This window comes from Streptomyces sp. NPDC012637 (assembly GCF_042954805.1).
Lineage (GTDB): Bacteria > Actinomycetota > Actinomycetes > Streptomycetales > Streptomycetaceae > Streptomyces.
Map to the genome: position 1 here is coordinate 831,506 of NZ_JBIBDS010000001.1, position 25,338 is coordinate 856,843.

General features: G+C 68.5%; 14 protein-coding genes. 6 read left to right on the plus strand and 8 right to left on the minus strand.

Annotated elements, in window-relative coordinates; genetic code table 11:
• Positions 1 to 102: 102 nt before the first annotated feature.
• From ACFY8W_RS03780 to ACFY8W_RS03795, 4 genes are read left to right on the plus strand one after another with little or no spacing between them, the layout of a single operon-like run.
• Positions 103 to 3,162 (plus strand): SNF2-related protein, encoded by a 3,060-nt coding sequence (locus ACFY8W_RS03780; protein WP_391099778.1) that lies wholly within the window; start codon positions 103 to 105, stop codon positions 3,160 to 3,162.
• Complete coding sequence (locus tag ACFY8W_RS03785) at positions 3,159 to 8,609, plus strand: hypothetical protein (RefSeq protein WP_391099779.1); 5,451 nt, start codon at positions 3,159 to 3,161, stop codon at positions 8,607 to 8,609. The genes ACFY8W_RS03780 and ACFY8W_RS03785 overlap by 4 nt, the downstream gene beginning before the upstream one ends.
• On the plus strand, positions 8,606 to 15,337 hold the full coding sequence (locus ACFY8W_RS03790) for a DEAD/DEAH box helicase (protein ID WP_391099782.1): 6,732 nt from the start codon (positions 8,606 to 8,608) through the stop codon (positions 15,335 to 15,337). Before ACFY8W_RS03785 ends, ACFY8W_RS03790 begins: the two co-directional genes overlap by 4 nt.
• Complete coding sequence (locus tag ACFY8W_RS03795) at positions 15,334 to 17,658, plus strand: UvrD-helicase domain-containing protein (protein ID WP_391099784.1); 2,325 nt, start codon at positions 15,334 to 15,336, stop codon at positions 17,656 to 17,658. Before ACFY8W_RS03790 ends, ACFY8W_RS03795 begins: the two co-directional genes overlap by 4 nt.
• Positions 17,659 to 17,713: 55 nt before the next feature.
• Here the strand turns inward: ACFY8W_RS03795 and ACFY8W_RS03800 are convergent, their stop codons facing one another.
• From ACFY8W_RS03800 to ACFY8W_RS03830, 7 genes are all read right to left on the minus strand, one after another.
• Positions 17,714 to 18,814 carry a hypothetical protein gene (locus tag ACFY8W_RS03800; RefSeq protein ID WP_391099787.1) on the minus strand — a complete coding sequence of 367 codons (1,101 nt, stop codon included), beginning with the start codon at positions 18,812 to 18,814 and terminating at the stop codon, positions 17,714 to 17,716.
• Between the two features lie 468 nt (positions 18,815 to 19,282).
• A complete protein-coding gene (locus tag ACFY8W_RS03805; RefSeq protein WP_391099790.1) occupies positions 19,283 to 19,894 on the minus strand; it encodes a nucleotidyltransferase domain-containing protein in 612 nt (203 codons plus the stop codon).
• On the minus strand, positions 19,888 to 20,373 hold the full coding sequence (locus ACFY8W_RS03810) for a GNAT family N-acetyltransferase (RefSeq protein ID WP_391099792.1): 486 nt from the start codon (positions 20,371 to 20,373) through the stop codon (positions 19,888 to 19,890). Before ACFY8W_RS03810 ends, ACFY8W_RS03805 begins: the two co-directional genes overlap by 7 nt.
• 84 nt (positions 20,374 to 20,457) lie before the next feature.
• Positions 20,458 to 20,931 carry an NUDIX domain-containing protein gene (locus ACFY8W_RS03815; protein WP_391099795.1) on the minus strand — a complete coding sequence of 158 codons (474 nt, stop codon included), beginning with the start codon at positions 20,929 to 20,931 and terminating at the stop codon, positions 20,458 to 20,460.
• 183 nt (positions 20,932 to 21,114) lie between these two features.
• Positions 21,115 to 21,924 (minus strand): WbqC family protein, encoded by an 810-nt coding sequence (locus tag ACFY8W_RS03820; protein ID WP_391099798.1) that lies wholly within the window; start codon positions 21,922 to 21,924, stop codon positions 21,115 to 21,117.
• A complete protein-coding gene (locus tag ACFY8W_RS03825; RefSeq protein ID WP_391099801.1) occupies positions 21,848 to 22,516 on the minus strand; it encodes an ElyC/SanA/YdcF family protein in 669 nt (222 codons plus the stop codon). The genes ACFY8W_RS03820 and ACFY8W_RS03825 overlap by 77 nt, the downstream gene beginning before the upstream one ends.
• A 16-nt stretch (positions 22,517 to 22,532) precedes the next feature.
• Positions 22,533 to 23,636 carry a helix-turn-helix domain-containing protein gene (locus ACFY8W_RS03830; protein ID WP_391099805.1) on the minus strand — a complete coding sequence of 368 codons (1,104 nt, stop codon included), beginning with the start codon at positions 23,634 to 23,636 and terminating at the stop codon, positions 22,533 to 22,535.
• Positions 23,637 to 23,793: 157 nt separating this feature from the next.
• Between ACFY8W_RS03830 and ACFY8W_RS03835 the strand changes: the two genes are divergently transcribed.
• Both ACFY8W_RS03835 and ACFY8W_RS03840 read left to right on the plus strand, forming a co-directional pair.
• A complete protein-coding gene (locus ACFY8W_RS03835) occupies positions 23,794 to 24,234 on the plus strand; it encodes a hypothetical protein (protein ID WP_391099808.1) in 441 nt (146 codons plus the stop codon).
• Between the two features lie 7 nt (positions 24,235 to 24,241).
• The gene (locus tag ACFY8W_RS03840; protein ID WP_391099810.1) at positions 24,242 to 24,709 is read left to right on the plus strand and encodes an ATP-binding protein; all 468 of its coding nucleotides are present in this window, start codon (positions 24,242 to 24,244) and stop codon (positions 24,707 to 24,709) included.
• 95 nt (positions 24,710 to 24,804) lie between these two features.
• Here ACFY8W_RS03840 and ACFY8W_RS03845 read toward each other — a convergent pair whose 3' ends face one another.
• A complete protein-coding gene (locus ACFY8W_RS03845) occupies positions 24,805 to 25,293 on the minus strand; it encodes a TrmO family methyltransferase (RefSeq protein WP_391099813.1) in 489 nt (162 codons plus the stop codon).
• Positions 25,294 to 25,338 lie beyond the last annotated feature (45 nt).

Consider the following 25,338-nt stretch of genomic DNA (forward strand, 5'->3'; position numbering starts at 1 on the left):
AGTCTTTGTCGGAATGGCGCGTGGACGGCGTAGTCCGTTGTTTGAAGGCGCGTGGGGTGTGTGCGGCCGTCGGTGGCCGTTGATGATGGATCGGAGCGGACGTTGAGCGTCGAGGCGGAAGCCGTGGGCGGCCAGGGCGATGCGGTGTGGGACGCCTGGGAGCCGGAGCATGCTCCGGCCTCACGGCGGACCACCGGGTCCGCCGGCTACGCCCCGGGCTCGCAGGTCCTGATCCGCGACGAGCTGTGGCTCGTCCGTAACTCCAAGGACGTCGGCGAAGACGGGTGGATGGTGGAGGTCACCGGCATCTCGTCCTTCGTCCGAGGCACGGACGCGGTCTTCTACAGCCGACTCGACGCGATCCAGGTGCTGGACCCGCGGGAGACACGGCTCGTCCCGGACGACTCACCCAACCACCGGCGAGGCCGTCTGTTCCTTGAAGCGGTGATGCGCAAGACCTTCCTGCCGCAGACCGAGCATGGGCTCGCGCTTGCCGACGGGTTCCTCATGGACCAGCAGGTGCACCAGCTGCGGCCCGCCGAGTTGGCGCTTTCGTTGGAGAAGAACCCCCAGCCGCGGATCCTGATCGCCGATGTGGTGGGCCTGGGCAAGACCCTGGAGATCGGGGTGCTGCTGGCCGAGCTGATCCGGCGCGGACGGGGCGAGCGGATCCTGGTCGTGACCCCGCAGCATGTGCTGGAGCAGTTCCAGCGGGAGCTGTGGACCCGGTTCGCGATCCCGCTGGTCCGCCTGGACTCCACCGGTATCCAGCGCATCCAGCAGGACATCCCGGCCGGCCGGAACCCGTTCGCGTACTTCAAGCGCGCGATCATCTCTGTGGACACGCTCAAGAGCGACGTCTACGCACACCACCTGGAGCACACCAACTGGGACGCCGTCGTCATCGACGAGTCCCACAATCTGGTCAACCGGGGCACCAAGAACAACGAGCTCGCCCGCCTCCTGGCCCGGAAGACCGATGCGCTGGTGCTGGCGTCGGCCACGCCCCACAACGGTCGTGCCGAGTCGTTCGCCGAGTTGATCAAGATGCTGGACGAGGCGGCCATCGCCAACCCGTCCAAGTACGAGGTGAAGGATCTTGAGCACCTCTACATCCGGCGTACAAAGACGACAGCGGAGGTCCGAGACTCGTTGAAGGGCGCCTGGGCGGACCGTGGACCGTCCCAGCCGATCCACGTACCGGCCGGCGACAAGGAGCTCGCCGTCTTCCAGGAGCTCGCCACACGCTGGATTCCGGCCGATCCCGACCAGCCATCGGTCAGTCGGCACCAACTGGTGCCCTACCAGCTGCTGAAGTCCTTCCTGTCCTCGCACAAGGCGCTGCTAGAGACCGTGAAGACGCGGCTGGCGACGCTGGACAAGCAGCCGGCCGCCGAGTCCGCGAGAGGCGGGCAGCGGACGGCAAGTCCGGTCGACCCGACGGTCCGGGAGGCGGCCAGGCAGGCGGAGCAAGCGGCCTTGCTGGACCTTCGGGACGTGGCCGAGCGGATCCAGGACGAGGACTCGGCGAAGCTGACGGCCCTCCTGAACGAGCTGCGCACCATGGGTGTCGGACCCGGATCTGATACCCGCGTGGTGGTGTTCTCCGAGCGCATCCCCACGCTGAAGTGGCTCGCGAAGGCAGTCCCGGCAGCGCTCGGCTTCCCGCGCGGTGCCAGCCCCGACGAGAACAAGCCCTGGCTGGCCTTCGGCGGCGCGGTGCAGGTCATGCACGGGGACGCCACCAGCGACGAGGAGCAGCAGGCCATCGTCGAGAAGTTCGGGCTGCGCGACGATCCCGTACGCATCCTGTTCACCGGCGACGTCGCCTCCGAAGGCGTCAACCTCCACCAGCAGTGCCACCGGCTGATCCACTTCGACCTGCCGTGGTCCCTGATCCGTATCGAGCAGCGCAACGGCCGTATCGACCGCTACGGCCAGGAGCACCGGCCTGAGTTCCGGGCTCTGATCCTCACCAGCGACATCCCGTGGCGGACGGACGAGACGACCGGGGAGCCTCGTACGCTGGACGACCGCCTCGTGGGCGAGAAACTGCTGAAGCGCGAGGAGGAAGCGCACAAGATCGAGGGCTCGGTGGAAGCGGTCACTGGCCTGTACCGGGCCAAGGAGGAGGAGAACCGCCTCACCCAGGACCTGATCGCCGGCCGGACCGTCGAGGAGTCCATCAAGCAGTCCCAGCAAGGCGGTGCCGCGTTCCTCTCCGGACTGCTCGGCCAGGTGGGCGCCGTTCCGGAGCACCCCGAGGTCCGGCGGGCGTACGTGCCACGCCTGTTCTCGTCCACCGCTGACTACTTCGACGAGGCACTGCGTCAGGTCTGCCGCCCCAACCCCGAGGACCAGCTCTCAATGCGCCGCGACGACGACGGCACGATCGCCTTCGAACCCCCGCGCGACCTGCTGTACCGGCTGAAGGCGCTGCCGAAGTCGTACCTCGACGAGCAGCGGATCATGCCCCGGAAGGCCGAACCGGGGCGGATGCGCATCACCTTCTCCAAGGACCTCGCAGACCGACGTCTCAAGGCGGCCCGCGAGTCGTCCAAGTCGCAGTGGCCGAACGTCTCCTACGTCACCGACGTCCACCCGGTCCTGGACTGGCTGACCGACAAGGTGCTCGTCGAGGTCGGCCGCCACCAGGCCCCCGTCCTCGCCGCCTCCGTGGACTCACCGACCTTCCTGGTCCAAGGCATCTGCTCCAACGCACTGGGCCGGCCCACCATCGTCGAGTGGATGGCCGTCCACGGCGACCCGAACGACCTTCAGGTGACGCCTCTGACCCCGGAGGTCCTGGAGGACTATGGCGTGGGTCCGACAATGCCCGGCCGCGCCGCGCCGCACGACCTCGGCGGCCTGACGGAGCTCGTGCCCGCAGCCATCGACAGGGCGGAGCAGCACCTCCGGGACCTGAGGGAGGCGTACGGCGAGGAGATCGAGGTGATCCTGGCCCCGTCCCGCAAGCGCGTCGTGCACTGGCAACAGGAAGCCTTGTTCTCGTCCGACGGGATGGGCAAGCGCGGAGTGAACCTCAGCGCCAGCAGGCGGCTGAGCCTGCTCAAGTCCCTGCAGACCACGGGCGAGCCGATGCTGCGCCTGCTCGCCGTTCTGGAACCGCTCAACGCCGCTGAGGGAGGCACCGACCGATGAGCACCGACTTCGACTCCTTCAGCAACCGCGGCGAGTACTTCGCCGCGCACTACTTCGCCGAGCAACTCGGAACCGACCTGAAGAAGGGCCTGTTCGCCACCTGGACTCTGCGCGAAGGCGATGAGAACGACCCGCGGAAGACCCCTCGGGAGCTGCTCCGCTCGCTACGCGGCGCTTACCTCTCCGAGGACGTACGTGGCTACTTCGCTGACGCCGCCGAGCGTGACGCCGGGGACGAGGTCCGACCGAACACCCACAACAACCCCGAGTGGGGCAAGCGCCTCGCCGAGTGGCACCAGACGATCCTGCACGCCCTCGGCTTCGAGACCACTCCCACCGAGATCACCGTCCACCGCGCCGGACGCGACCACTCCCTGACGGTGGCCTACCACGGCCACGGGATCATCGCCCTGGACTGCGGCTGGGCCGCCGACAACGACGCCGCCCTCGACGCGACCGGAGCGGGCCGGCTGCTGCACCCACTCCAGGTCAGCGCGAGCGAGGCGTACGAGACCGGCCCAACCCTGGCGGCCTGGCTGTTCCAGAGTGAGCTCGGCGAGGCCGGCGGGCCCCGCCCCCGCTTCGTCCTTCTGTTGTGCGGCGGAGTGCTCGTCCTCGCCGACCGCCAATCCTGGAACGAGGGCCGCTATCTCGCCGTCAACCTCGATGCGGCCCTGGAACGCAACGACCGCACCCAGCAGGGCGAACTCGCCACCATCGCCGCACTGTTCAGCCTGGACATGCTCCGACCCGGCGAGAACGACCAGAGCCGGGCCATCGACGCCCTGCTGAAGTCCTCCAGCGCCAACGCCGCTGGCGTCTCCGGCGAACTGCGCCACGGGCTCCAGCGCTCGGTAGAGATCATCGCCAACGAAGTCCTCGCTCGGATGGCCGAGCCGAAGAACAACGTCACCCCGGCCGACATCGAAAGCCCCAAGATCCCGTTCGCCCGGGAACTCACCCGCGAATCCCTCCGCTACCTCTACCGCATCCTGTTCCTTCTCTACGCCGAGGCCCGCCCCGAGCTCGGCATCCTCCCCGCAGACGACGGAAGCTACGAGGCCGGCTACTCCATGGCCCGCCTGCGCGAGCTCGTCGAACGCGACGAGGAACTCGTCGAGGAGGAGGCCCGCAACGGCTTCCACCTGCACGAATCCCTGGACGTCCTCTTCAATAAGGTCAACTTCGGCCACCGCCCGTACGGCACCGAGGACGACGACGACCAGCCCGGCGACGACGAGGAGACCCGCAAGGCCAAGGCCGCCCGCCGAAGCGAGGACCGCGGCCTGCGCTTCGAACCCCTGCGCAGCGAACTCTTCGAGCCCAGTTCGGTACGCCTCATCGGCAGGGGCGTTCTCGATCCCCGCAGCGACGAGGACGACGCCCCGCGCTGGCTGGACCTGCGGCTACGCAACGCCGCTCTGCACGAGGTGCTGCGCCTGCTCACCATGAAGAAGGGCAAGCGCGGCGAGCGGGGCGGTTTCATCTCCTACCGCAACCTCGGCATCAACCAGCTCGGCGCTGTGTACGAGGGCCTGATGTCGTACACCGGCATCATCGCCGAGGAGGAGCTGTGCGAGGTCGCCAAGGGCGGCGACCCGGAGAAGGGCTCCTGGCTCATCCCCTCACACAAGCAGGACCAGTACCCCGACAAGACCCTCGTCCACTACGACGAGGACGACGCCCGCAAGGGCCTGCGCGGCGTCAAGAAGTACGAGAAGGGCTCCTTCGTCTACCGCCTCGCCGGCCGCGACCGCGAGACCTCCGCTTCGTACTACACGCCCGAGTCGCTGACCCAGGTCACGGTCGAGCTCACCCTCAAGCACCGCCTGGACCAGGAGCGCGACGCCGACGGCAACGTCATCAAGACCCGCGCGTCCGAACTGCTCAAGTACAAGATCTGCGAGCCGGCCCTCGGCTCCGGCGCCTTCCTCAACGAGGCGATCAACCAGGTCGCCGAGGAGTACCTGCGCCGCCGGCAGGACGAGCGGGGCGTCACCATCCCGACCGCGGACGCCCTTACTGAGAAGCAGAAGGCCAAGGCTTACATCGCCCTGCACAACGCGTATGGCGTCGACCTCAACGCCACAGGCGTCGAGCTCGCCGAGGTGTCCCTTTGGCTCAACACCATGCACCCGGGCATGCGCGCCCCCTGGTTCGGCCTGCACCTGCGCCGAGGCAACAGCCTCATCGGCGCCCGCCGCGCGGTCTACGCGGCCGACGACGTCACCGGCAAGGAATGGCTCAAGGCCAAGGGCGCCCTTGCTCCGACCCCGCTGCCCTTCCTCAAGAACGGCGAGCCCCAGCCGCTCCCCCAGGACGCGGTCCACCAGTTCCTCCTGCCGAGCCCCGGGTGGGCCGCGATCGCAGGCTCGAAGGAGGCCAAGGAACTGGCGAAGGAGGGTGTCGAACAGCTCGCCGCCTGGAAAAAGGGCATCCTCCAGCGCCCCAAGCGCAGCAAAGCCGGCCGGGCGAAGAAGGAGCCGGTGTCTCAGTTCACCAGCCTCCGGGACGCCGCCCGCCGAGTTGAATTCCTCTGGTCGCTTGTCGCCAAGCGTATGGAGCTCTCCGAGCAGGCAATCGCCCGTCGGATCGACGTCTGGGGCGCCGACCCGACTGACCCCGAGTACGCCTTTCTCCACCGCCCTGACCAGGCGGTTACAAAGGAGCAGGTCCTCGAAGACCTCTTCAACGCCGCGGACACCCCGTACTGGCGCCTGAAGAAAATCATGGACGCCTGGTGCGCGTTGTGGTTCTGGCCCGTCGACAAGGCCGGGCTGCTCGACGGCACGGCCGGGGAGTACGCGGCGCGACCGGAGGTGACTGGAGCAGACAGCCTCAGCCGCCTGCTGGATGGCGCGCCGCTGGTGTTGGAGTCTCCCGCTGCCCCAGTCGAACCGGAACCGGCCGCAGTGCCCACCCTTACACCTCTGCCGCAGTTCGTCGAGGCGACGGCCCTGTTCGCTTTCGGCCCCGAGCAGACCAGCTTCGAGGACCTCGAACTGAACGCCGACGACTCTGTGGTGGAAGTCAAGCAGATCAGGCCGCGGGGAAGGACCCAGACCTCAGCACCGAAGCCGAAGGCGCCGGAGCGTCGGCCAGTAGTCCCGCTCAAGGACTTGGACGACTGGCTGGAATTCCTGGAGGCCATGCTCGGCACGGCCGACGTGCCCGAGGGCACCCTCATCGACAGCTTCAAGGACCTCGAAGCCCTCAAGAGCTTCGAGGAGACGCTGCCCAGCTTCATGGGCATGGACGCCGGCAACCCGGAAGACCGCTTCCCGTGGCTCCGGGAGGTACACGACATCGCGGGGGACCAGGGCTTCCTTCACTGGGAGCTGGAATTCGCCCTCGTCTTCGCCCGGAACGGTGGCTTCGACCTCCAGGTAGGCAACCCACCGTGGGTACGACCCCGCTGGAACGAGTCGGCTGTGCTGGCGGAGCGCGAGCCATGGTTTGAGCTGGAAGACAAGGTCTCGGAGAATAAGAAGGATCTTCGGCGTCGGAAGGTACTGGCGTCTGAGGACGCGCATCGATACGTGCTCGGCGAGCTAACAAATACGACTGCCCAGGTTGCCGTTTTTGGCTCACCGCAGGTTTACCCGCTGCTCACCAGGACCCAGCCAGACCTGTACCGAGCGTTCATGTCCCAGGTGTGGGCGCACGCCTCATACGATGGGACTGTGGGGATGGTGCATCCTGACACCCACTTCACGGGCGACAAGGAGGGTGCCCTTCGGGAGGCGGCGTACCAGCGCCTTCGCATTCACGGTGACTTCGTTAACGCTGGGCAGAGGTTCTTCCCCGAACCGGTCGGCCACACCGCGCACTTCGGGGTGCACATCTACGGGCAGCCGACGGACCTCTCATTCGATCACCTCTCCTGGCTCGTCTCAACGGATGCGCTCCGGCACTCCGCCGAGCACGACGGTGCCGGTGAAGTACCAGGAGTCCGATACCGCAACGGCGAATTCGATGAACGTCCGCACCGAGCGCGCGTCGTCAGGGTTGATAAGCAGCAGCTTGCTATCTGGCAGCGCCTGTTGGACGAGACCGACCAGCCCGTCGAACAGGCACGACTACTGTTCCCTGTTAGTACCGGCGAAGCCTCAGCGATCGCAGCTCTGGCGAACTATCCGCTGCGGCTCGGTTTCCTCTCTCCACAAATCTCAGCGGGGTACCACGAAAGCGGTGCCAAGAAGGACAACCTAGTCGACTACAACCGGCCGGATTCAGCTACGGGTAACGCATATCAGCCAGATCGCTGGCGTCACGTCATTGTCAAGGGCACCCAACTGGGCGTCGCCAACCCCGTGTTCAAGCGCTACGACGCGAACAGCAACGATCCTTATGGGCGGGATCTCGTCAACCTGGCACCCGATTTCGTGCCCGATACCGCATACGTGCGTGCGCCAGGGAGGACCCAGTCCTTCCTGGCCGAGCAGGATCGCTGGATCGACCATCGCGCTCTGGCCCGATTGCGCGCAGATGGCAACGCAGTCGCCCGAGCCCGTGCGCAGGTCGCCGAGCGAGATAGGCTCGTCGAGCAGGCAGTTGATCCAGCGAAGGTCGACGCTTTGCTTGAGGAGCGGGCGCGCCGACGGTATGCCGTGTTTCCCCGCCTCGCCTGGCGCCGTCAGGTGGCGCCCAACACTGAGCGTGCACTATACGCAGCCCTGATCCCGCCCGGCTGTACCCATGTGCATGCGGTTCACAGCCTCGCCATGCCCGATCTTCGGCTAACGGCCCTGGTAGCCGGCTTCTGGGCTTCGTTGCCCTTGGACTACTTCTTGCGTGCCACTGGCCGCAGCGATCTTCAGGTCAACGGGGCAAAGGCCATGCCAGCGCCGGCCCTCCTCCACCCCCTCGCCTCCGCCCTCCTTCTCCGCACCCTCCGCCTCAACTGCCTCACCGACGCCTACGCCGACCTCTGGGCGGAGCTGTACGACCCGACCTGGCCCGCCTACGAGCCATGGGCCTACGACTGGCCCAGTCTCCAACCGCTCCACGACGTGACCCCGGACTGGCGTCCCGACACGCCCCTCCGCACCGAGCGTGCCCGTCGCTCCGCGCTGGTCGAGATCGACGCACTGGTCGCCGTGTGGCTCGGCATGGACGCGGACGCGCTCATCGCCGCGTACCGGGGCCGCTTCCCCGTGCTGCAGAAGTACGAGGCCGTGACCTGGTTCGACGCCGACGGTTGGAAGATCGCGGGCAACGCCCGCACGATCGGTCAGCGGCAGACGAAGGAGAGCTGGGCACAGTTCGAGGCGTACCGGGCCGACCCCGCCAACGCGCCCGTGCCGGAGGGGTACACCGCGCCGTTCTACAAGGCTGATCGTGAGGCGGAGATGCGTGCGGCGCACGCTCACTTCCAGAAGCGGCTCGACGAAGCCGTCGCCCGTGGCGAGTGGGATCCGGTGAAGCAGGAGGTGCCGAAGCCGTGAGGCCGACGCTTCAGGCACGCGGGCTCAAGGAGAGCCTGCTGCAGTATCTGTCGACGACGTACGCGCTCACAGACGAGGGTGCGCGTGAGGCTCTGCACCGGTTCCTCGGGGACGAGACGTCGGGGATGTTCCGTGGCCCGTATTTGCGGATCCGGACCCCGTTCACCGTGGCCGGCGAGGAGTGGCGCAAGCACCTGGAGTGGCAGCGGGAGGGCTTTAGGCCGTACGTGCATCAGGCGGTCGCCTTCGCGCGGCTGACCTCGGCGCACGGCCACATCCCGCAGCCGACGCTGGTCACCACCGGTACCGGTTCCGGTAAGACCGAGTCGTTCCTGTACCCGGTGCTGGACCACTGCCGTCGGGAGCGGGCCGCGGGCAAGACCGGGGTGAAGGCAGTCTTCCTCTACCCGATGAACGCCCTGGCCACCGATCAGGCGCAGCGCATCAACGAGCTCCTCACGGAGAACGCTGAGCTGGGGAAGCTGTCGGCCGGCCTGTACATCGGTGAGCGCGCGGCGACGCAGTACGAGAAGGTGCGAACGCGCCGCTCGGATATGCAGATGTCCCCGCCGGACATCCTGATAACGAACTACAAGATGCTGGACCTGCTCCTCCAGCGTGCGGACGACGCTCCCCTGTGGCGGGAGTCGGACATCCGTTACGTCGTCGTGGACGAGTTCCACACGTACGACGGTGCTCAGGGCACGGATGTCGGGATGCTGCTGCGTCGGCTGGCCGCTGCCGTGGGTGCGGCTAAGGACGGCCGTCCGCTGGGGAAGATCTGTCCGGTGGCGACGTCGGCGACCCTCGCTTCCGGTACGGACGAGGACGGCACGGCGCAGCTGCTGGAGGTGGCAGCCCACGTCTTCGGCACGGAGTTCACCAAGGACTCCATCGTCGGGGAGAACCGGCTCACGGTCGAGGAGTTCATCCCGCTCGGCGAGGTGACCATGCAGCCGATGCCGACGCCCGACGAGCTGCTGGCGCTGCCCGATCCGGCGATCGGCGACGAGGCGCTGCTGGATCTGATCGAGAAGGTGACGGACGTCCGTGACCTTGATCCCTTCCTCCTCGGTGAGAACCTCAAGCGGCATCTGTTCACTCGCGCGGTGATGCAGGCCCTCGGCGGCGGCGTGAAGACCAGCGCCGAGGTGCTGGACGTGATGTGGCGGGCGGGCGCGGCCGGCTGGTCCCAGGCCGTGGCGCGGCAACCCGAGAAGGCGGCCGAGGCGCTGGCGCGCTTCGTCGCGCTGCTGTCGTACGCGCGTGACCCGAAGTCCTCCCCCGCCGAGCCCCGGCCCTTCGTGCACGTCGAGGTGCATCAGTGGGCGCGTTCGGTGTCGCGACTGCTGCGCGGCGTACTGCCTTGGCCGAAGGCGGAGTTTCGCTGGGACGTGGCCGGCGCGGCCGACGCGAGCGCGGCCGACGGCGGCCGTACGGCCCCGGTGACGACGGCGACGTCGGGGCAGAGCGCGAATCTGTTCCTGCCGGCGATCTACTGTCGTGACTGCGGGCGGTCGGGGTGGGCGGTGTTCTCCCCGGAGAGTGACGACCACGACGTCCAGTTCGACACGTACAAGATCCGGCGGGCGTCACTCGGCCAGGACAAGGCCCGGGTCCGGAACCTGATCGCCGCGACAGACCGGGAGGCCCGGGAAGGTTCCGGGGCTGCACTGCTGACGGCGACGAGCGGCAAGGGAGGCTCGGCCGCGTCGCAGGGTGCCGGTGGGCTGCTGATGGTGCTGGACGGCACCCGCAAGCGGCTGCGGCTGCCCGATCCGCTCAACGACTACGACCGGGATACCAAGGAGCCCCGGTTGACGGCCCGTGACTCGGCGTTCGTGCTGGTGAACTTCGGGGAGACCGCGAACACGGCGGCCAAGGAGGACTGGTGTCCGGCGTGCGGTGAGCGCAACGCGATCCGCTACCTCGGTACGGGCGCCGCCGCGATGGCCGCAGCATCCATCACCCAGTTGTTCACTGGCGGGGAGCTCAACAAGGAGCTCCACGAGGACAAGACGCTGATGTTCAACGACTCAGTGCAGGATGCCGCGCACCGGGCCGGGTTCGTCGCCAACCGCTCGTACACCTTCTCGCTCCGTGCCCTCCTCACCGATCATTTGCGGCACGACGAGCCGATCGCGCTGAACGATCTGATCGCGAACGTCGTCACGGCCACGACGGACAAGGACACCCTCTCTGCGGTGGTGCCACCGGACCTGCACGGCTTCAAGGGCGTGGACCGACTGCTGTCCGGCCAGGGCCGCGGTGGAGACCTAAAGACGTGGCGGCTGATCGGTCAGCGGCTGGCCTTCGAGGCGCTGATGGAGTTCGGCTTCCGGTCCCGCAATGGCCGTACGCTCGAGCTGACACGGACAGCCGCTGCACAGGTCCGCATCGACGACCCGGCGGCCGTGATCGCACTGGTCAAGCGGCTGCACGAGGAGTGCGTACGGGACGGGCTGCCGCTGGTGGCACAGGACGACGCCCGCTATCTGGCGTTCGTGCGGATCTTCCTGGAGCGGCTGCGAACCCGTGGTGCGGTCGCACACCGGTGGCTGGACAAGTACATCGACGAGGCGGGCACCAGCCGGTACTACATCTGGGGCAAGCGGGCTCCGGGCATGCGGGCCTTCCCGAAGGGCATCGCCGCCCCCGTGTTCCTGCTCGGGCAGCCCAAGAACGGCAGCGAGTTCGACTTCGCGACCGGTCGGCTGTCCTGGTACGAGCGGTGGGCCGGGCGGTGCCTGGAGCTGCCGCGTGAGCTGGCGCCCGAGCTGTGGAGCCGGTTGCTGCCCGAGCTCGCCTCGATGGGGCTCCTGTCGGTGCGCACCCCGAACGACACCTCGGTGCGGGTCTACGGGCTCAAGCCCGGCAACATCGAGGCCCGGCTGCTGGACGACGAGCAGGTGCGGGTCTCGTACGTGCGGTGCCCGGTGTGCTTCTGGGAGCAGACGGTCCACCCGTCCCTGCTGGACCAGTGGCACGACCAGCCCTGCCCGTCCTACCGGTGCCGCCGCGGTCGCCTGGTGGCCGGAGACCGGCCCGAGGGCCTGGGGATACACCACCGCGACCGCGACTACAGGAACGACTACTACCGTCGGCTCTACCTCGGCGCCGGTACCTACCAGGTGGTCACCGCCGAGCACACGGGCATGCTGACGCGTCACCAGCGCGAGAAGGTCGAGGAGGCGTTCAAGCGCGGCGGCGGGTTCAAGGATCCCAACGTGCTGTCCTGCACGCCCACGCTGGAGATGGGTATCGACATCGGTGACCTGTCCGCCGTCGTGCTAGCCGCGCTGCCGCGCCGCCCCGCCTCGTACGCGCAGCAGGTCGGCCGTGCCGGCCGTCGCACCGGCAATGCGTTCCTGCTGACCATCCCCGACCGGCGGCGCCGTGACCTGTACTTCCTCGAGCGGCCGAAGGACCTGATCGCGGGCACGATCGTGCCGCCCGGGTGTTACCTGTCAGCCGTCGAGATCCTTCGGCGCCAGTACCTGGCGCACCTGCTCGACCTAGCTGCGGCCGGCCGTCTCGTCCGCGCGGACGGCATCGTGCTGCGCGCACTGCCGCACAAGGCGCCTCGCCTGTTCGGCCCGTCCGGCTATCTGACCGATCTGGTGGAGCTGGCCCTCGACCAGGGCGAGGAGCTGGTCAAGGGGTTCCTGCGGCTGTTCCCGACGGGCGTCAGCGAGGAGGCCAAGGCCGATCTGGTGGCCTTCGCCACGCACGGCCTGCGCAGCACCGCGGAGAAGGCGGAACGCGAGTGGCGGCGTGCCGAGGACGCGCTGCGGGCGCGGCTGCGCGAGATTGACGAGGCCCACGGCGAGCTACACGACAGCGACCCCGACCAGGCTCGCCAGAAGGCGGAGCTGGATGCCGAGCGGCGCGGGGTGGGCAGGCAGCTCCTCCACCTGGGCGACACCTCGGCGCAAAGCGCCCTGTGCGACCTGGGTCTGCTTCCGAACTACGCCCTCATCGACTCAACGACGACCCTGTCAGCAACCTTGTACGGCGAGGACGGCATCGACCCGAAGACGGACAAGGTGGTGTTCACGTCCGAGACTCTCTCCTACGAGCGTCCCCGCCGCCTCGCGATCCAGGAACTGGCGCCGGGCAACACCTTCTATGTCAACGGCTATCGGCACGAGATCACCGGCCTGGAGCTGTCGACGGGCGGGCGCCAGGAGTGGCGGACTTGGCGGGTGTGCCCGGGCTGCGGGTACGTGCGTACCGAGAACGCCACCGACGATCGCTCGCCTTGCCCTCGGTGCAAGACGAGCCAGATCGCCGACGACGGTTCCTGCCTGTTCCAGGTCGTGGAGCCGGCCACCGTGACGTCGCGAGACAAGCGTGAGGATGCTCGGATCCGCGACGACAAGGACGATCGCGATCGCCGCTCGTACACCGTCGTGGATGCGGTGGACATTCCTGTGGAGAGGATCGAGCGGGGCAAATCCTGGCGGCACGACCGCGAAACCTTCGGCGTGGACTACTGCCGCACGGCGATGATCCGCCGGATCAACGTCGGGCCGGTCCGCTACGACGCTCCCGCCCGTGACGACTTCGCCGGCCATCTGGTCCGGCTGAACCCGTTCCATGTGTGCACCGCCTGCGGGGCCGCGAGCGCGGACGGCCGTCCCGTCTTCGATCACGACGCCGATGCACTGGAGTCGGCAGCGGCCCGTGCCCCGCAGCTCAAGCACCACCGCCCGTGGTGCCCGCTGCGCCGCGGCAAGAAGGACGGCGTCACGCAGGAGCAGGTGCTGCTCGCCCATCAGCTGCAGACCGAGGCTCTGCGCATTCTCATCCCGGCCGCGACGGCCGACGTGGACGCGCGGGTGCATTCCTTCCGCGCCGCCCTGCGGCTCGGTGTCGACCTGCACTTCGGCGGAGACCCGCAGCACCTGGACACCACGGTGGCCTCCATGCCGGACATCGACAGCGGCGAGCGGCGCTGGTTCCTGGTGCTCTTCGACTCACTCCCGGGCGGCACCGGCTACCTGGACCGGCTCACCGATCGCCATGCCTTCCGGGACACCCTTGCTCGCGCGTACGAACAGCTCAAGGCATGTCCATGCGCGGAAGAACAGCGGCGCGCCTGCCACCGCTGCCTGCACCGCTACACTCCCGAGCAGTTCCAGGACCTCGTGTCCCGACAGGCGGCGCTCAGCATGCTGGAGTCGCTGCTGTTCAAGGGGGACGGCGAGGACGGCTGGGACGTCAGCGATGTGGAGCACACCGGCCTGGTCGGGCTGGACGCCCAGGTCGAATCCGACCTGGAGGCACGCTTCCTGGCCGCCCTGCGCGACTGGGTGAAGGTCACCGACAACGCGGCCCTGGACGAGGACGGCCACGCCAGCGGGCATCTGCGGTTCACCGACGGCTCGGACGTGATGCACTGGAGGCTGACCGCCCAGCGGCAGCTCGAAGGCACCCGCACGGACTTCACCTTCACCCGTGTCGGCGGTCCGGTGCAGAGCGTGCACGTCTATCTGGAGGGTTTCCGCTTCCACGCAAGCCGGGAGCACAACCTCATCGCCAAGAACGCGTCCCAGCGCACCGTGCTCCGCGCCGACGGAAAGACCGTCTTCCAGATCACCTGGGCCGACATCGACCTGTTCGAACAGCGTCCGGGGCGCACCAAGCCCGTCTGGCCGCCGTACCGGGGCACCGCCCAGGAGCAGGCCAAGGCCGCGTACGAGCAGTACGGCGGCAACCGTGCCCACTTCGGCGAAGCGATCTTCGCCAACCCGATCGACACGCTCATCGCCTATCTGCGGGACCCTGATGCGACCCGCTGGGCCCGGCGAGCCCGCGCCCTGGTCACCGGACTCACCGCCGTTCCCACCACGGCCCCCGTGGCCGCCACCGGCAAGCGCAGTGAGCTCGTCGCCGCGCTGCGCGAACAGCTCAGCGCCTTCGGAGCCGGCCGACGGGACGACAAGCCGGTCGTACCCGACAGTGGCGGCATCGGTCCGGTCCACGTGTTCCGCACCCAGGACGAGCACGGCCTTCCGATCGTGTTCGCGCTGGATGCCGCAGACCCCGACAACCTGCGGTGGACCGCCCTGACGGTCCTCGACGACAGCGACGCCGTCCTCGACACGGACGAACACAAGCTGCGGTGGCGGTCCTGGCTGTACTGGACGAACATCACCCAGTTCCTGTCCCTCGCCGGTGGGGACGGAGTACAGCTCGCCGCCAGTCGCGCCGCAGACTTCGAGGTCGAGGTCCTCGCCGTCTGCGGTGGCCTGGGCGAACTCGACTCACTCTCCGCCGCCCTCGCACCTGCATCCACGCCCACGCCTGCCGTACGGTCTGTGGTCTCGGAACCGAGCATCGACTCGCCAGCCGAAGCCGCCCTTCGTCAGATCATCCGGGACGCGGTCTGGGACGAGGACATCCTGGAGATCCTGCGCGAGGAACCCGACGAGGCACCAGACCTCCTTCGCCTCGCCGAGACACTCGCCGAGCACGGCAAGCAGGCTCCGGTCTTCGGATTCGAACTCGGCAACAGCCGCTGGCAGGCGGACTTCGCCTGGCAGACTCCCGACCTCAAGATCGCCGTCGTCGCCGCCCACCAAGGCGACGAGGACATCGAAGCACAGCGGCGCGACGCCGCCTACGCCGAGGACGGCTGGACGGTCCGGACCGCCGCTGCATGGATCGACCACCTCGACACCCTGCTAGAACAGCTCCCCGACACGGAAGGCACCACCCGATGACCGCCCGGCTCAGCCTGTACCGCAAAGCCGAACAGGAGCTGTACAAGCTCGACCGCTCGGTCAAGGCCCAGTTCTACGACTTCTGCCACGTCTTCCGGAACAACCCGAACCAGCCGGGCCTAAAGCTGAAGAAGCTCAAGGGCGACTCGCGCATCCGGTCCGCGCGGGTCAACGACTCCTACCGCGCCCTGCTCACACCGACCGGGGTCGACACGGACGGCACCGAGAGCTGGCTGGTCATCGCCGTCCGCCACCGCAAGGACGTCTACGAAGAGCTCCAGGTCGCGGTCAACCGCGTCACCGGCGAGATCGAGTTCGTCGACCTCGCGGTCGTCGGCGACAGCGCCCTGCGCCGCGCCGGCATCACCCTGACCCCGGCCGAACCGGACCGGACCGCGGTGCCAGCCGAGCCCGAGCCGACGCCGCAGCCTCTGCCCACGGCGGAGACCGAGGCTTCTCCCTTGCTCGCCGCGTACGGCGCCGATCAGCTGCGTGAGCTGGGTGTCGCGGACCAGCTGATCGAGCTGGCCCTCGCTGTCACCGACAGCGCCGAGCTGGACCAGCTCGTCGAGGGCGCCCCGCTGCTGTCCAAGGACGTCCTCTACGGCCTCGCCGCCGGTATGTCCATCGACGAGGTCCGCAAGGAGATCACCCAGCCCGTCGAGCTCGGCCACGAGCCCGATCTCGGTGACTTCGCCGCGGCCCTGAGCCGTACCAAGGTCACCGCCGTCGACGATGCCGTGCAGGCGGCCATCGACGAGGGAGACTTCCGGGCCTGGAAGGTGTTCCTCCACCCCACGCAGGAGCGCATCGTCCACCGCCACTACAAGGGCCCTGCCCGCGTCTCCGGCGGGCCCGGCACCGGAAAGACGATCGTCGCCCTGCACCGGGTCAAGCACCTGGCCGAGCAGCTTCCCCCCGGCAGCAACAAGGCGATCCTGCTGACCACATTCACCAAGAACCTGACCACGGACCTGCGCCTGCGCCTGGCGTCGCTCATCGAGCCCGAACTCCTCGCCCGGGTCGAGATCGCTCACATCGACCAGCTCGCCGCCCGCGTGCTGGGAGAGAACACCGCACCCGGCCGAGGCCGACAGCGTGTCTACGACCACGTGGCGCTGAACGAGATGCGCCAGCTCCTCGCCGAACTCGACGACCGCCGCTGGGAGCCCGAATTCCTCCTGGAGGAGTGGGAGCAGGTCATCCTCGGCCAGTCCGTCCCCACCCGCTCCGCCTACTTCCAGGCCCGCCGTGCCGGGCGGGGCCGCTCCCTGACCCGGCCCGAACGCAACCACATCTGGAAGCTGATCGAGCAGTTCACCGCCCGCCTCGACAAGCTCGGCGTGGAGACCTGGGGTCAGGCATCGGAACGCGCTGCCCGCTTCGAGATGGAGCGCGCCGCGAAGATCAGGGCCCGGCGCGAGTACAAGGAAGAGGTCGGCGGCAAGGACCTCATCCACCGCGACAACAGCTCCGGCATGCGCTACCTCAACCACCGCTACCGGCACATCGTCGTCGACGAGGCCCAGGACCTCAGCCCCGCGCACTGGAAGATGCTCCGTGCCATGGCCGACCCCGACCAGCCCAACGACATGTTCATCGCCGGCGACACCCACCAGCGCATCTACGACCACCAGGTCGCCCTCGGCGCCCTCGGCATCAACATCCGCGGCCGCTCCTCCCGCCTGACCCTCAGCTACCGCACCACCAAGGAGATCCTCACCGAGGCCCTCCGTGTGGTCGACCCCGTGAAGCCCGGGCAGAAGGTGAGCTACGACGACCTGGACGACGGCACCGACAACCTCGCCGGATACCGTTCCGTCCTCCACGGCCCCGCCCCAGCCTTCACCCCGTACGACACCTGGGACGACGAGCTCGCCGGCCTCGCCGCCACCCTGACCACATGGCGCAAGGAACTCTCCACCGACGAGAACGGATCGCCCAGAGACCCGAGCGGCCACATCGCCGTCTGCGTCGCCGACCGTGACATGGTCAGCCAGACCATGTACTACCTCGTCACCAAGGTCGGCATCACCTGCGCCGAACTCACCAAGGAAGGTCCCAAGGGCGACGGCGAGGTCCACGTCGGCACCATGCACCGCTTCAAGGGCCTCGAGTACCAGCGCCTCGCCATCGTGGGCGCCAGTGACGGCATCATCCCCCGCACCCACGTCATCGACCGCTACCGCACCGAGGACCCGCCCCGCTACGAACGCGAGCAGCGCAAGGCCCGCTCCCTGCTGTTCGTGGCGACTACGCGGGCCCGGGACGCACTGAACATCAGCTGGCACGGCAAGCCCAGCCCCTACCTGCCCGTCTGACACAGATGTCGGCCTCCCCTGTCCACGGGGAGGCCGACATTCTGCTGCTCGGGGATCAGAACTGCGAGAGGGAACTCGCCTCGTACCGCAGCTGATAGGCCCGCACGCCACCGCCGTTCATCCGGTAGATCGTGATCGCGGAGAGGAACTGCTCCTTCACCTCCGAGGTGCGTCGCCGCTCCTTCCCATCGATGTCACTGATCCAGTCCTCCACGTGATTCGGCAGTTTGAAGGCAAGCTCGTAAGCACCTTCCTCCCCCAGCGGCGACAGCGTCCACTCCGCCGAACCGCCACTGCCGCGTCGACGAATGCGCACCGCATGGTCCGGCTGGGCATCCGCATACGTCGTGAACGCCAGATGATCGCTGACGGCCAGCGGCAAGATGAACGGCGCCGACGGGAAGCCCAGCAGCAACTCGGCACCGCTGTTCTGCTGGAGCGCGGCCGCGAAGCCGGCGATCGCCGCCGCAGCCTCATCCCTGAACCTGCCAGTCGTCGGCGCCGCCGTCGGCAGCAGCCCCGCAGACGCAGTCCAGGTCCCCAGCTCCTTGCGCAGCTCCGTACGCACCCACGTCACCGGGAATGTCCCTGACGCCCCGAGGTGGAACTGTGCCTGCTCCAGCGTCCACGCAGTGGTTCCGATCGCCCCGAGCAGCCACGCGAACGACGCACCCGACAGATCCACCAACGAGATCTGGTGCGCCAAGGCGTATTTCTGGGCGTCCGCCGTGAACCCACTCGTCGAGAACAGCGCGTACGCGTACTGATACCGCTGCCGCGGCCTTCTGCCGGCGTGCACCATGAAGTTCTCGTTCACGTCGTGCAGCACACCGTGAGCGTTACGCACGATCTCCAGTCCGCAGCGCTCCTGGTAGAACTTCGCCTCCAGAAACAGCCGCACCGGCATCGAGAACGCCGGCGTGAACGCGAACTCCCCCAGCGCGTCCACCTGATGGAGCGCGCCCCGGCCCCGCACCCGAAGTGTGTTCCCGTCGGTCACCAGCTCCTCGGGATCCTGGCTCTCATGCACCAGCAGGCGGTAGCCGGAGGAGCGCAGGAGCCACGCCAGTGCCTCCTCCAACAAGTACCCACGCAGCGCGGCACCCTTGACCACAGTCAACCCCCTACATCGCCAAGCAAGCTCCCCCTTGATCATCTCACTGGTTCACTCGCCGTCCGTAGGGTCACTGAACCCGCCTCTGGGGCAACATGCCTCTCATCGGCAACGCGCACGTCGTGCAGTGCACCGCGGCGGCCGCGCGGCGAGGGCCCTGTGCTGTGCTGCGCCGGCACAGGTAGCACGGCAGGGGTGCACAGGGCCTCCAGGATCTTGCCGAGCTCGTCGACGGTGGGCCGGTTGGCGGGGTCGTCGAGGAGGACGGGCAGGAGGGTTTCCTGGAGGTCGGCCCAGGGTCGTTCGGCGCTGACGGGGACGCGGCCGGAGGCAATGTGTGCGCGGAGCTCGGACGGGGTGCACGCCTGGCGGTCGATCCCCGCGGCCGTGTAGTCCAGGGGCCACGTTCCGGTGGCGCAGGTCCAGTTGGCACCCCTGCGAGCACGTACACGAGGCCCATCCCCCACACCCAGCCGGTCAGCTGAGCCGGGCGCGCGACGGACTCAGCACCTACTCGCCGAGCTGCTCGATCCACGGGTGCGGCCCGTACGTGCTGCCGATCGACTGCACGAGCCATGCCCGCTCCCTGGCATCGAGGAGCGGCAGCACCGCGGCGAAGTCGACCGCGTCCTTGGGCCGCGGCTGCTTCGCCTTGTAGTAGAGCTGGACCTCCGGCCGCAGGTAGGGGATGCCGGCCTCGGAGACTGCCCCCAGGTCCGCGAGGCTGTACCGCACGTGGCGGTCCCGCCGCGACACCCACTCGTCGCCCTCGGCCTCGTCGAGCATCACTTGAATCCGCCACGGCGCCGACACAGTGGGTCGGCACCAGACGTCATGCACGCCGACCGGCAGCAGCTCGCCGGGCTGCCACGGCCGCATGTTCCCGGGCGGGTCAGCAGCCCACCACTGCCACCCGGCGAGTACCTCCTGAACGGCGAGCTGGTCTCGGCGCAGCACAAGGACGTCGATGTCATGGTGCTCGCGGAACGACAGGCCCGTGGCGAGCTCGATGGCATGACCGCCCGCGATCCACCACGGGGCAGCCGTCTTCGAGAACAGTGCGGCAACCTCACCCAGCGGTGCGGGCTGCCAGTCCTGCCCAGGGGCCTGGCCCGTCACCATTCGCGGCTCGCGCTCGGTGCGCGCCAGATCATCGCGACATCGGGCCGGACAACGAAGCCCATCGTGTCGTACAGGGGGCGGCCGTCCGTCGAGGCGTACAGATCAATGACTGTGCAGCCCTGCCCGGCTAGCCAATCACGCGCGGCCGTGACGCAGGCCCGGCCGTACCCACGGCGGCGGTGCGCCGGGTCGGTTGCCACTGACCCGATGTGCCCGGCATAGGGAGCACTGTTCCCCGGGCTGGGGAGTCGGGGAGTGCAGGTTCCTGCGGCGCACGCGGCCAGGCCGCCTCTCCCGATGTCAACGACGAAGATGGCGAACAGTGGGTCGCCGAGTCGCTGGGCGAATGCCGCTGTGCACTCCGCCGCCCATCGCGGAGCGGGCTCTGTACCAGGCGACCCGAACATGATCCATCGCAGCCTGACCAGCTCGGGCGCATCGGCGACCACGGCACGACGGGCTAACTCCCGGGCCGGCATGCGTTCTTCCCTTCACGGTGGCGTCAGCAGTGCGCGGCTGGTGCCCGGTACTGCGCACCGGCCGCATCCACATGTCGCTGGCACTCATGCGGAGGGCCAGGCGTATTCGCTGTACGTGACGCCGTCGGCGATGTGCTGCAGGGCGACCGCGAGGTACGGAGGCAGAGGCGCGGGGAGGCTGCTGGGTTTGTGCCACTGCCAGCCCTCGCATTTGTCCGGCTCGGGGTTCTCGATCTGGCCGTGCCAGCGCTCGACTTCGAAGAAGAAGGCGATCCGCCGTGACCCGGCGTGCGTGGAGACGTGGTGCATCAGGTGCACGAACCGCACGTCGGAGGGGTCGGCGGTGGCGCCAGTCTCCTCGGTGAACTCCCGGGCGGCTGCCAGCTTGGCGGGCTCGTGGTCCTCCATCAGCCCGGCCGGTACCTGGTACATGCCAGGGAACACAGGCTGATTGCGGCGTCGCCCCATCAGGATCTCGTCGCCCTGGCGGACGATCAGGTGAACGTCGGCGTAGTGAGCGGCGTACGTACGGCCGGACTCTGCGGTCTTCTCAGGCATGGCTCTCCTCCGATCGTCAAGGCCGGTCACGCTACAGGGCATTTCCGTGACCGGCGGCCGATTTCGGACGCCGGCACCGTCGCCTCATGGACGGGGGGCGATAAGGGCTTCGGTGCGGATGTGCCCCTCGGAGGGCGGACGGCGCGATACGCGCGACACCGCCACCCGTTCGCCGCCCCGTGCTCAGGCAGCGGCTTGGAGCGAGGCCCGGGCGTCGGCGAAGGCCCGGAGCTGGGCGGCCAGGTCAGCGGGACCGAGGTGGGCCAAGGCCCACAGGGCGGTGACGCGCTGGGCGGAGGACCAGATGCCAGCGGCCGGGGGCAGGAACGGTGCGACGGTGATGCCGCGGGCGGCGAACAGGGCGGGGTCGAGATAGGTCATCCCGCCGGTCCCGCACAGATAGGTGCCGGCCCTGGCCTCGTTAGTGAGGTCAGCGAGCCGCTGTGATCGGCCCGGCCGGGCGGGCAGCCGGCTGGCGGTCAGGACGCGACCTTGCCAGCCGAGGAGGTCCAGCAGGACACGGGTGGACGTCTCGGCGACGGCAGCGGTCCGGCCGCTGTCGAACGCGGCCAAGACCGGCTCCAGAACCGTCTGGAGAGCAGCCCAGTGAGGGCTGGTCCGGTATTCCTGCCGGATCATCGCCGCGGTTCGTCGCCTGGCCAGGGCGGGATCGGCGATCAGAGCGTCCCGGATGGAAGTCTGGCGGCCCTGGGGCAGGTGAGTGGGGATGGACAGCCACCTCCATCGGTCCGCGTCCTCCAGGGCCGCCAAGCGGGTGCGGTGCTGGTAGTCGCGGCGGGAGAACTGGACGTCGTCGAGGACAATCCAGGTGTCCGCCGCGAACAGTTTGGCCAGGGTCGTCAGCCTCGGGAACAGATTGGGCTGGTGGATCGCACACGGCCCGCCCCCGGGCCGGTCAGGTTCTGATGAGGCGGCTGGTGAAGCCGTCACGGATGAGGGACTCGTATGCGGCATGCACGTCCTCCGGGACATCCTGGGCGATGGCGAAGCCCTGCTTCGGATACTCGATCACCCGCTGGAGATCGCCGACGAGCATGTCCACCACGAGCTTCTCGTCGCCGATGCTCTTGAAGTAGTCGTCCAGCTCCAGCGGTTCCGACGCGCACACGATCTCGACGTCGGGCCACAGCTTGCGGGCGGTAGCGAAGGACCGCCTCTCCATATAGGGCTTGGAGACCAGCAGCACCGTCGCCGGGACGATGCCGGCCGACGCCAGCAGATCGCGGGTGAAGGTGATGTTCTGGCCGGTGTTCGCGGCGTTCGGCTCAACGAGGATCGCCTCGTCGGGGACACCGAGTTCGAGAGCGTGCTCACGGAAGTGGACGGCCTCTCCTCGGGGGAACCGGGCCCGGGTGGTGGGGCTGTTGCCGCCGGTGAACACCAGCGTCGGGAACAGGCCGCGGTGATAGAGGTCTGCGGAGGCCGCGGCAACGCCGAGGTCGTGGCTGCCCAGGCCGATCGCCACGTCGGTGGGCCGCAGCTGGTGGCCCATGAGGTGGTAGTCCCAGATCAGCTTGGTCCGGCGCCACTGGTCCTCGGTGATGGTCTGCTGGTTCTCACCCACGCTGGTCTCTCCCTGGTCACCGGATGGCGGGGCCGGACGGCCCCGTGCTCATGGCCTTGATGTTCTCGATGCTGGCCAGCTGGTGGGACAGCCCGAAGCGGGCGGCCATGGTCGCGGCCTTGTCGAGAACGTGAAGACCATCATCGCGGGTCGCGGGGTCGCTCAGCAGGATGTGTCCGTGGGCGGTGTCCAGGCGGACCTTCTGCATGGGGGCGTCGGTGGTGGCGGTGCCGCGGGCGACGGTGATGAAGTGCAGGGCGGAGGAGAGGTCGCCGGCGCCTCGGTGGGCCAGAGCGATCTTCTGGTGGGCCACCGACCAGTCCTCCGGCTCGGCGAGGTCCTCGAAGTCGCGGGTCGCGGCCAGCATCACGCGGGTCGCATAGTCGTGCTGGCCGTCCTTGCTCAGCGCGGTCCCCACCCACAGCCGGGACCGGGCCCGGTCGCGGCGGGAGAGCCGGTCGTCGACCGCGAGATGCTCGTAGTGGCGGGCGGCGTACTCCAGCTTCCCGGACATCTCGGCGACCACGGCCAGGGACAAGTCGAGCTGGGCGATGCGGCGGGGGATGTCGAGCTGGGTGAACAGCGACTTGGCGGTGACATAGGAACGCTGGGCGGACAGAGGTCCGACCACACTGCCCTGGTCACGCCGGAGGTCGCCCAGGAGGGCGGTCGAGCGTGCGAACAGATACAGGCCCCGGTCATCGAGCCCGAGCGGGGTGAAGCGGCTGGTCCACCTGCTGATGAGGCTCTCGGCGAAGGTGAAGTCCTGCCGGGACAGAGCGACCACGGCCCGGTCGAGGTCGTCGGTCCACGACTCGTACTCCCAGGCCAGTGGCCCGGCAGGCGTCACCCGCCGGCCTGCAGCCTCGGTCCCGGGGCGTCCGGCTTCGGACAGGAACGTCTCGAACCGCAGATGCGCGGCGGCGTCCGCGCGCGCCAGGGCCGTGTCGAGGATCGCCTGGGTGTCCGGGCGGGGCTCGGTTAACGCCTGGAGCTTCTCCCACTTGGAGACCGTCCTCACGCCGACACCGAGGTGTTGGGCGAAGGCGCGGACGCTCAGCCGCAGCGCGAGCCGGAGTGCCTTGGCCTCCAGCCCGGTCCAGTGGTGCACGGTCGCCACACGTCGCTCCCTTCCCACCGTCATCGAAGCACGTCGGGCCGAGCCGGGGGGACGCAAGTGCAGCGGAAGTGCAACAGGCGGTCATTCCACAGTGGTTGGGGACAGGGCCAGGCTGTCCGGTGACACCAGTTGCCGGACCTTTGGATGGTTGCGAAAGATGGAGCCCCTCACCGAGCATCGCGGCGTAAGCGGCCCGGTCGTCTATGGCTTCCTGAGGCTGGTGCGGGTCTCCGCGGCCCGCCAGGACGCCCTGCACGGCGCTTTGGCCGAGTACTGCCGCCGGCACGAGCTCGCCCTGCAGGGGATCTTCACCGAACGGACGGCGGGAACCGAGCGGTCGGCCGCGTTCACCGGTCTGCTGGACGTCCTGGAACTGCACGGCACCTACGGCGTCCTCCTGCCCGCCCTCTCCCACCTTGGGCCGAAGGCGATAGCCGCCCCCCGGCACGCCCGGATCGCCGCCTCTGGCGCCCGGCTGCTGCTCGTCCGCGGCCCCCGCACCGCGCACTCGGCCGCCACCAGCCCCGCCAGGGCTCCGTCCGAGCGAGCCCGCCGCCGCAGTGCCGGCCCCACTACCGCCCTGGACCACGACACGTGAGGCCCCCATGCCTGAAGCGACGCAGAGGTTCTTCGACCACCAGCCCGAATCAGTCAAAGCAGCACGTGACTTCGCCACCCGAACCCTGACGGCCTGGGGCCTTGACGACACCAGCGACATCCGCCTGGTCGTCTCGGAACTCGCCACGAACGCGCTCGCCCACGGCAGTGATGCCGAGCACGGATTCCTTGTCCGTCTTGAGCCCGACGCCGACGGGATCCGCCTGGAAGTCCACGACAGCCGCAACCCGCTCCAGCCCCAGCCCGAACCCGTCATCTCGGCTCCGGCGGACGAGACCGGCCGGGGCCTGGTGATCGTCACCGAACTCGCCGGCCGCTGGGGCATCGAACCCCGTCAGCCACGCGGGAAGATCGTCTGGACCCACTTCCCCACCACCCCACCGGCCTTGCCATCCGAGCCGTTCAGGGCCTGCGAGCCCACCACGCCCGCATCATCTCGCCCGGAGCGCCCATGAGCCCATGGGAGCGCAGCAGTCTCGCACTCCGGTCAAGGACACTCGTCGGCAGCCGTCCGCCTGCTCCCAGTATCAGCTCGGGAACGCGGTGCGTCTCAGGGGCGCTCGCCGGCATCCTTCCAGTAGTTCTGCAGCATGTCGGTGGGCCATTCGGGCTGGTGGACGGGCCCGCGGGGCAGCATCTCGCGGAAGACCGGCGCCAAGTCGATGACCGGAGTGCCGTCGTCGGCGTCGAGGTCCGTGACGTGCAGGTCTCGGCCTTCCACTCGCAGCAGCCGGGGGTACGAAGTGCCGATGCGGGCCGGCCGACGGTGGTTTCGATGTACGAGTCCGCCGGTGGCCGGCCAGTCCGGGTTTCCTCGCGGGCTTCGCGGTTCGAACTCGATGTCGCTGTCCGAGCCCAGGCTGAAGTGCCAGATCACTTCGAGGTGGCTGAACTCGTCGATGCCTTCCAGGGCACTCTCAGGGATGCTCGGGACGAGACGGATGATCGACTCGACGCCACCTTTGTAGTCGTCGAGGCGGCCGGTCTGGCCTCCAACGACGGTGGCGATCACGGGCACCTGAATGTACTCGTTGAACACGCGTTGCCTCTCCTGAGATGGCTGCAGTTCGGGGGCGGATACTCC

Bases quoted from the DNA above. Each gene is read 5' to 3' on its own strand.
- ACFY8W_RS03820 (WP_391099798.1), bottom strand. From the start codon at position 21,924: ATGTCCCGGAGGACGTGCATGCCGCATACGAGTCCCTCATCCGTGACG.
- ACFY8W_RS03815 (WP_391099795.1), bottom strand. From the start codon at position 20,931: ATGCCTGAGAAGACCGCAGAGTCCGGCCGTACGTACGCCGCTCACTAC.
- ACFY8W_RS03835 (WP_391099808.1), top strand. From the start codon at position 23,794: ATGGAGCCCCTCACCGAGCATCGCGGCGTAAGCGGCCCGGTCGTCTAT.
- ACFY8W_RS03785 (WP_391099779.1), top strand. From the start codon at position 3,159: ATGAGCACCGACTTCGACTCCTTCAGCAACCGCGGCGAGTACTTCGCC.
- ACFY8W_RS03800 (WP_391099787.1), bottom strand. From the start codon at position 18,814: ATGATCAAGGGGGAGCTTGCTTGGCGATGTAGGGGGTTGACTGTGGTC.
- ACFY8W_RS03840 (WP_391099810.1), top strand. From the start codon at position 24,242: ATGCCTGAAGCGACGCAGAGGTTCTTCGACCACCAGCCCGAATCAGTC.
- ACFY8W_RS03805 (WP_391099790.1), bottom strand. From the start codon at position 19,894: ATGGTGACGGGCCAGGCCCCTGGGCAGGACTGGCAGCCCGCACCGCTG.
- ACFY8W_RS03810 (WP_391099792.1), bottom strand. From the start codon at position 20,373: ATGCCGGCCCGGGAGTTAGCCCGTCGTGCCGTGGTCGCCGATGCGCCC.
- ACFY8W_RS03795 (WP_391099784.1), top strand. From the start codon at position 15,334: ATGACCGCCCGGCTCAGCCTGTACCGCAAAGCCGAACAGGAGCTGTAC.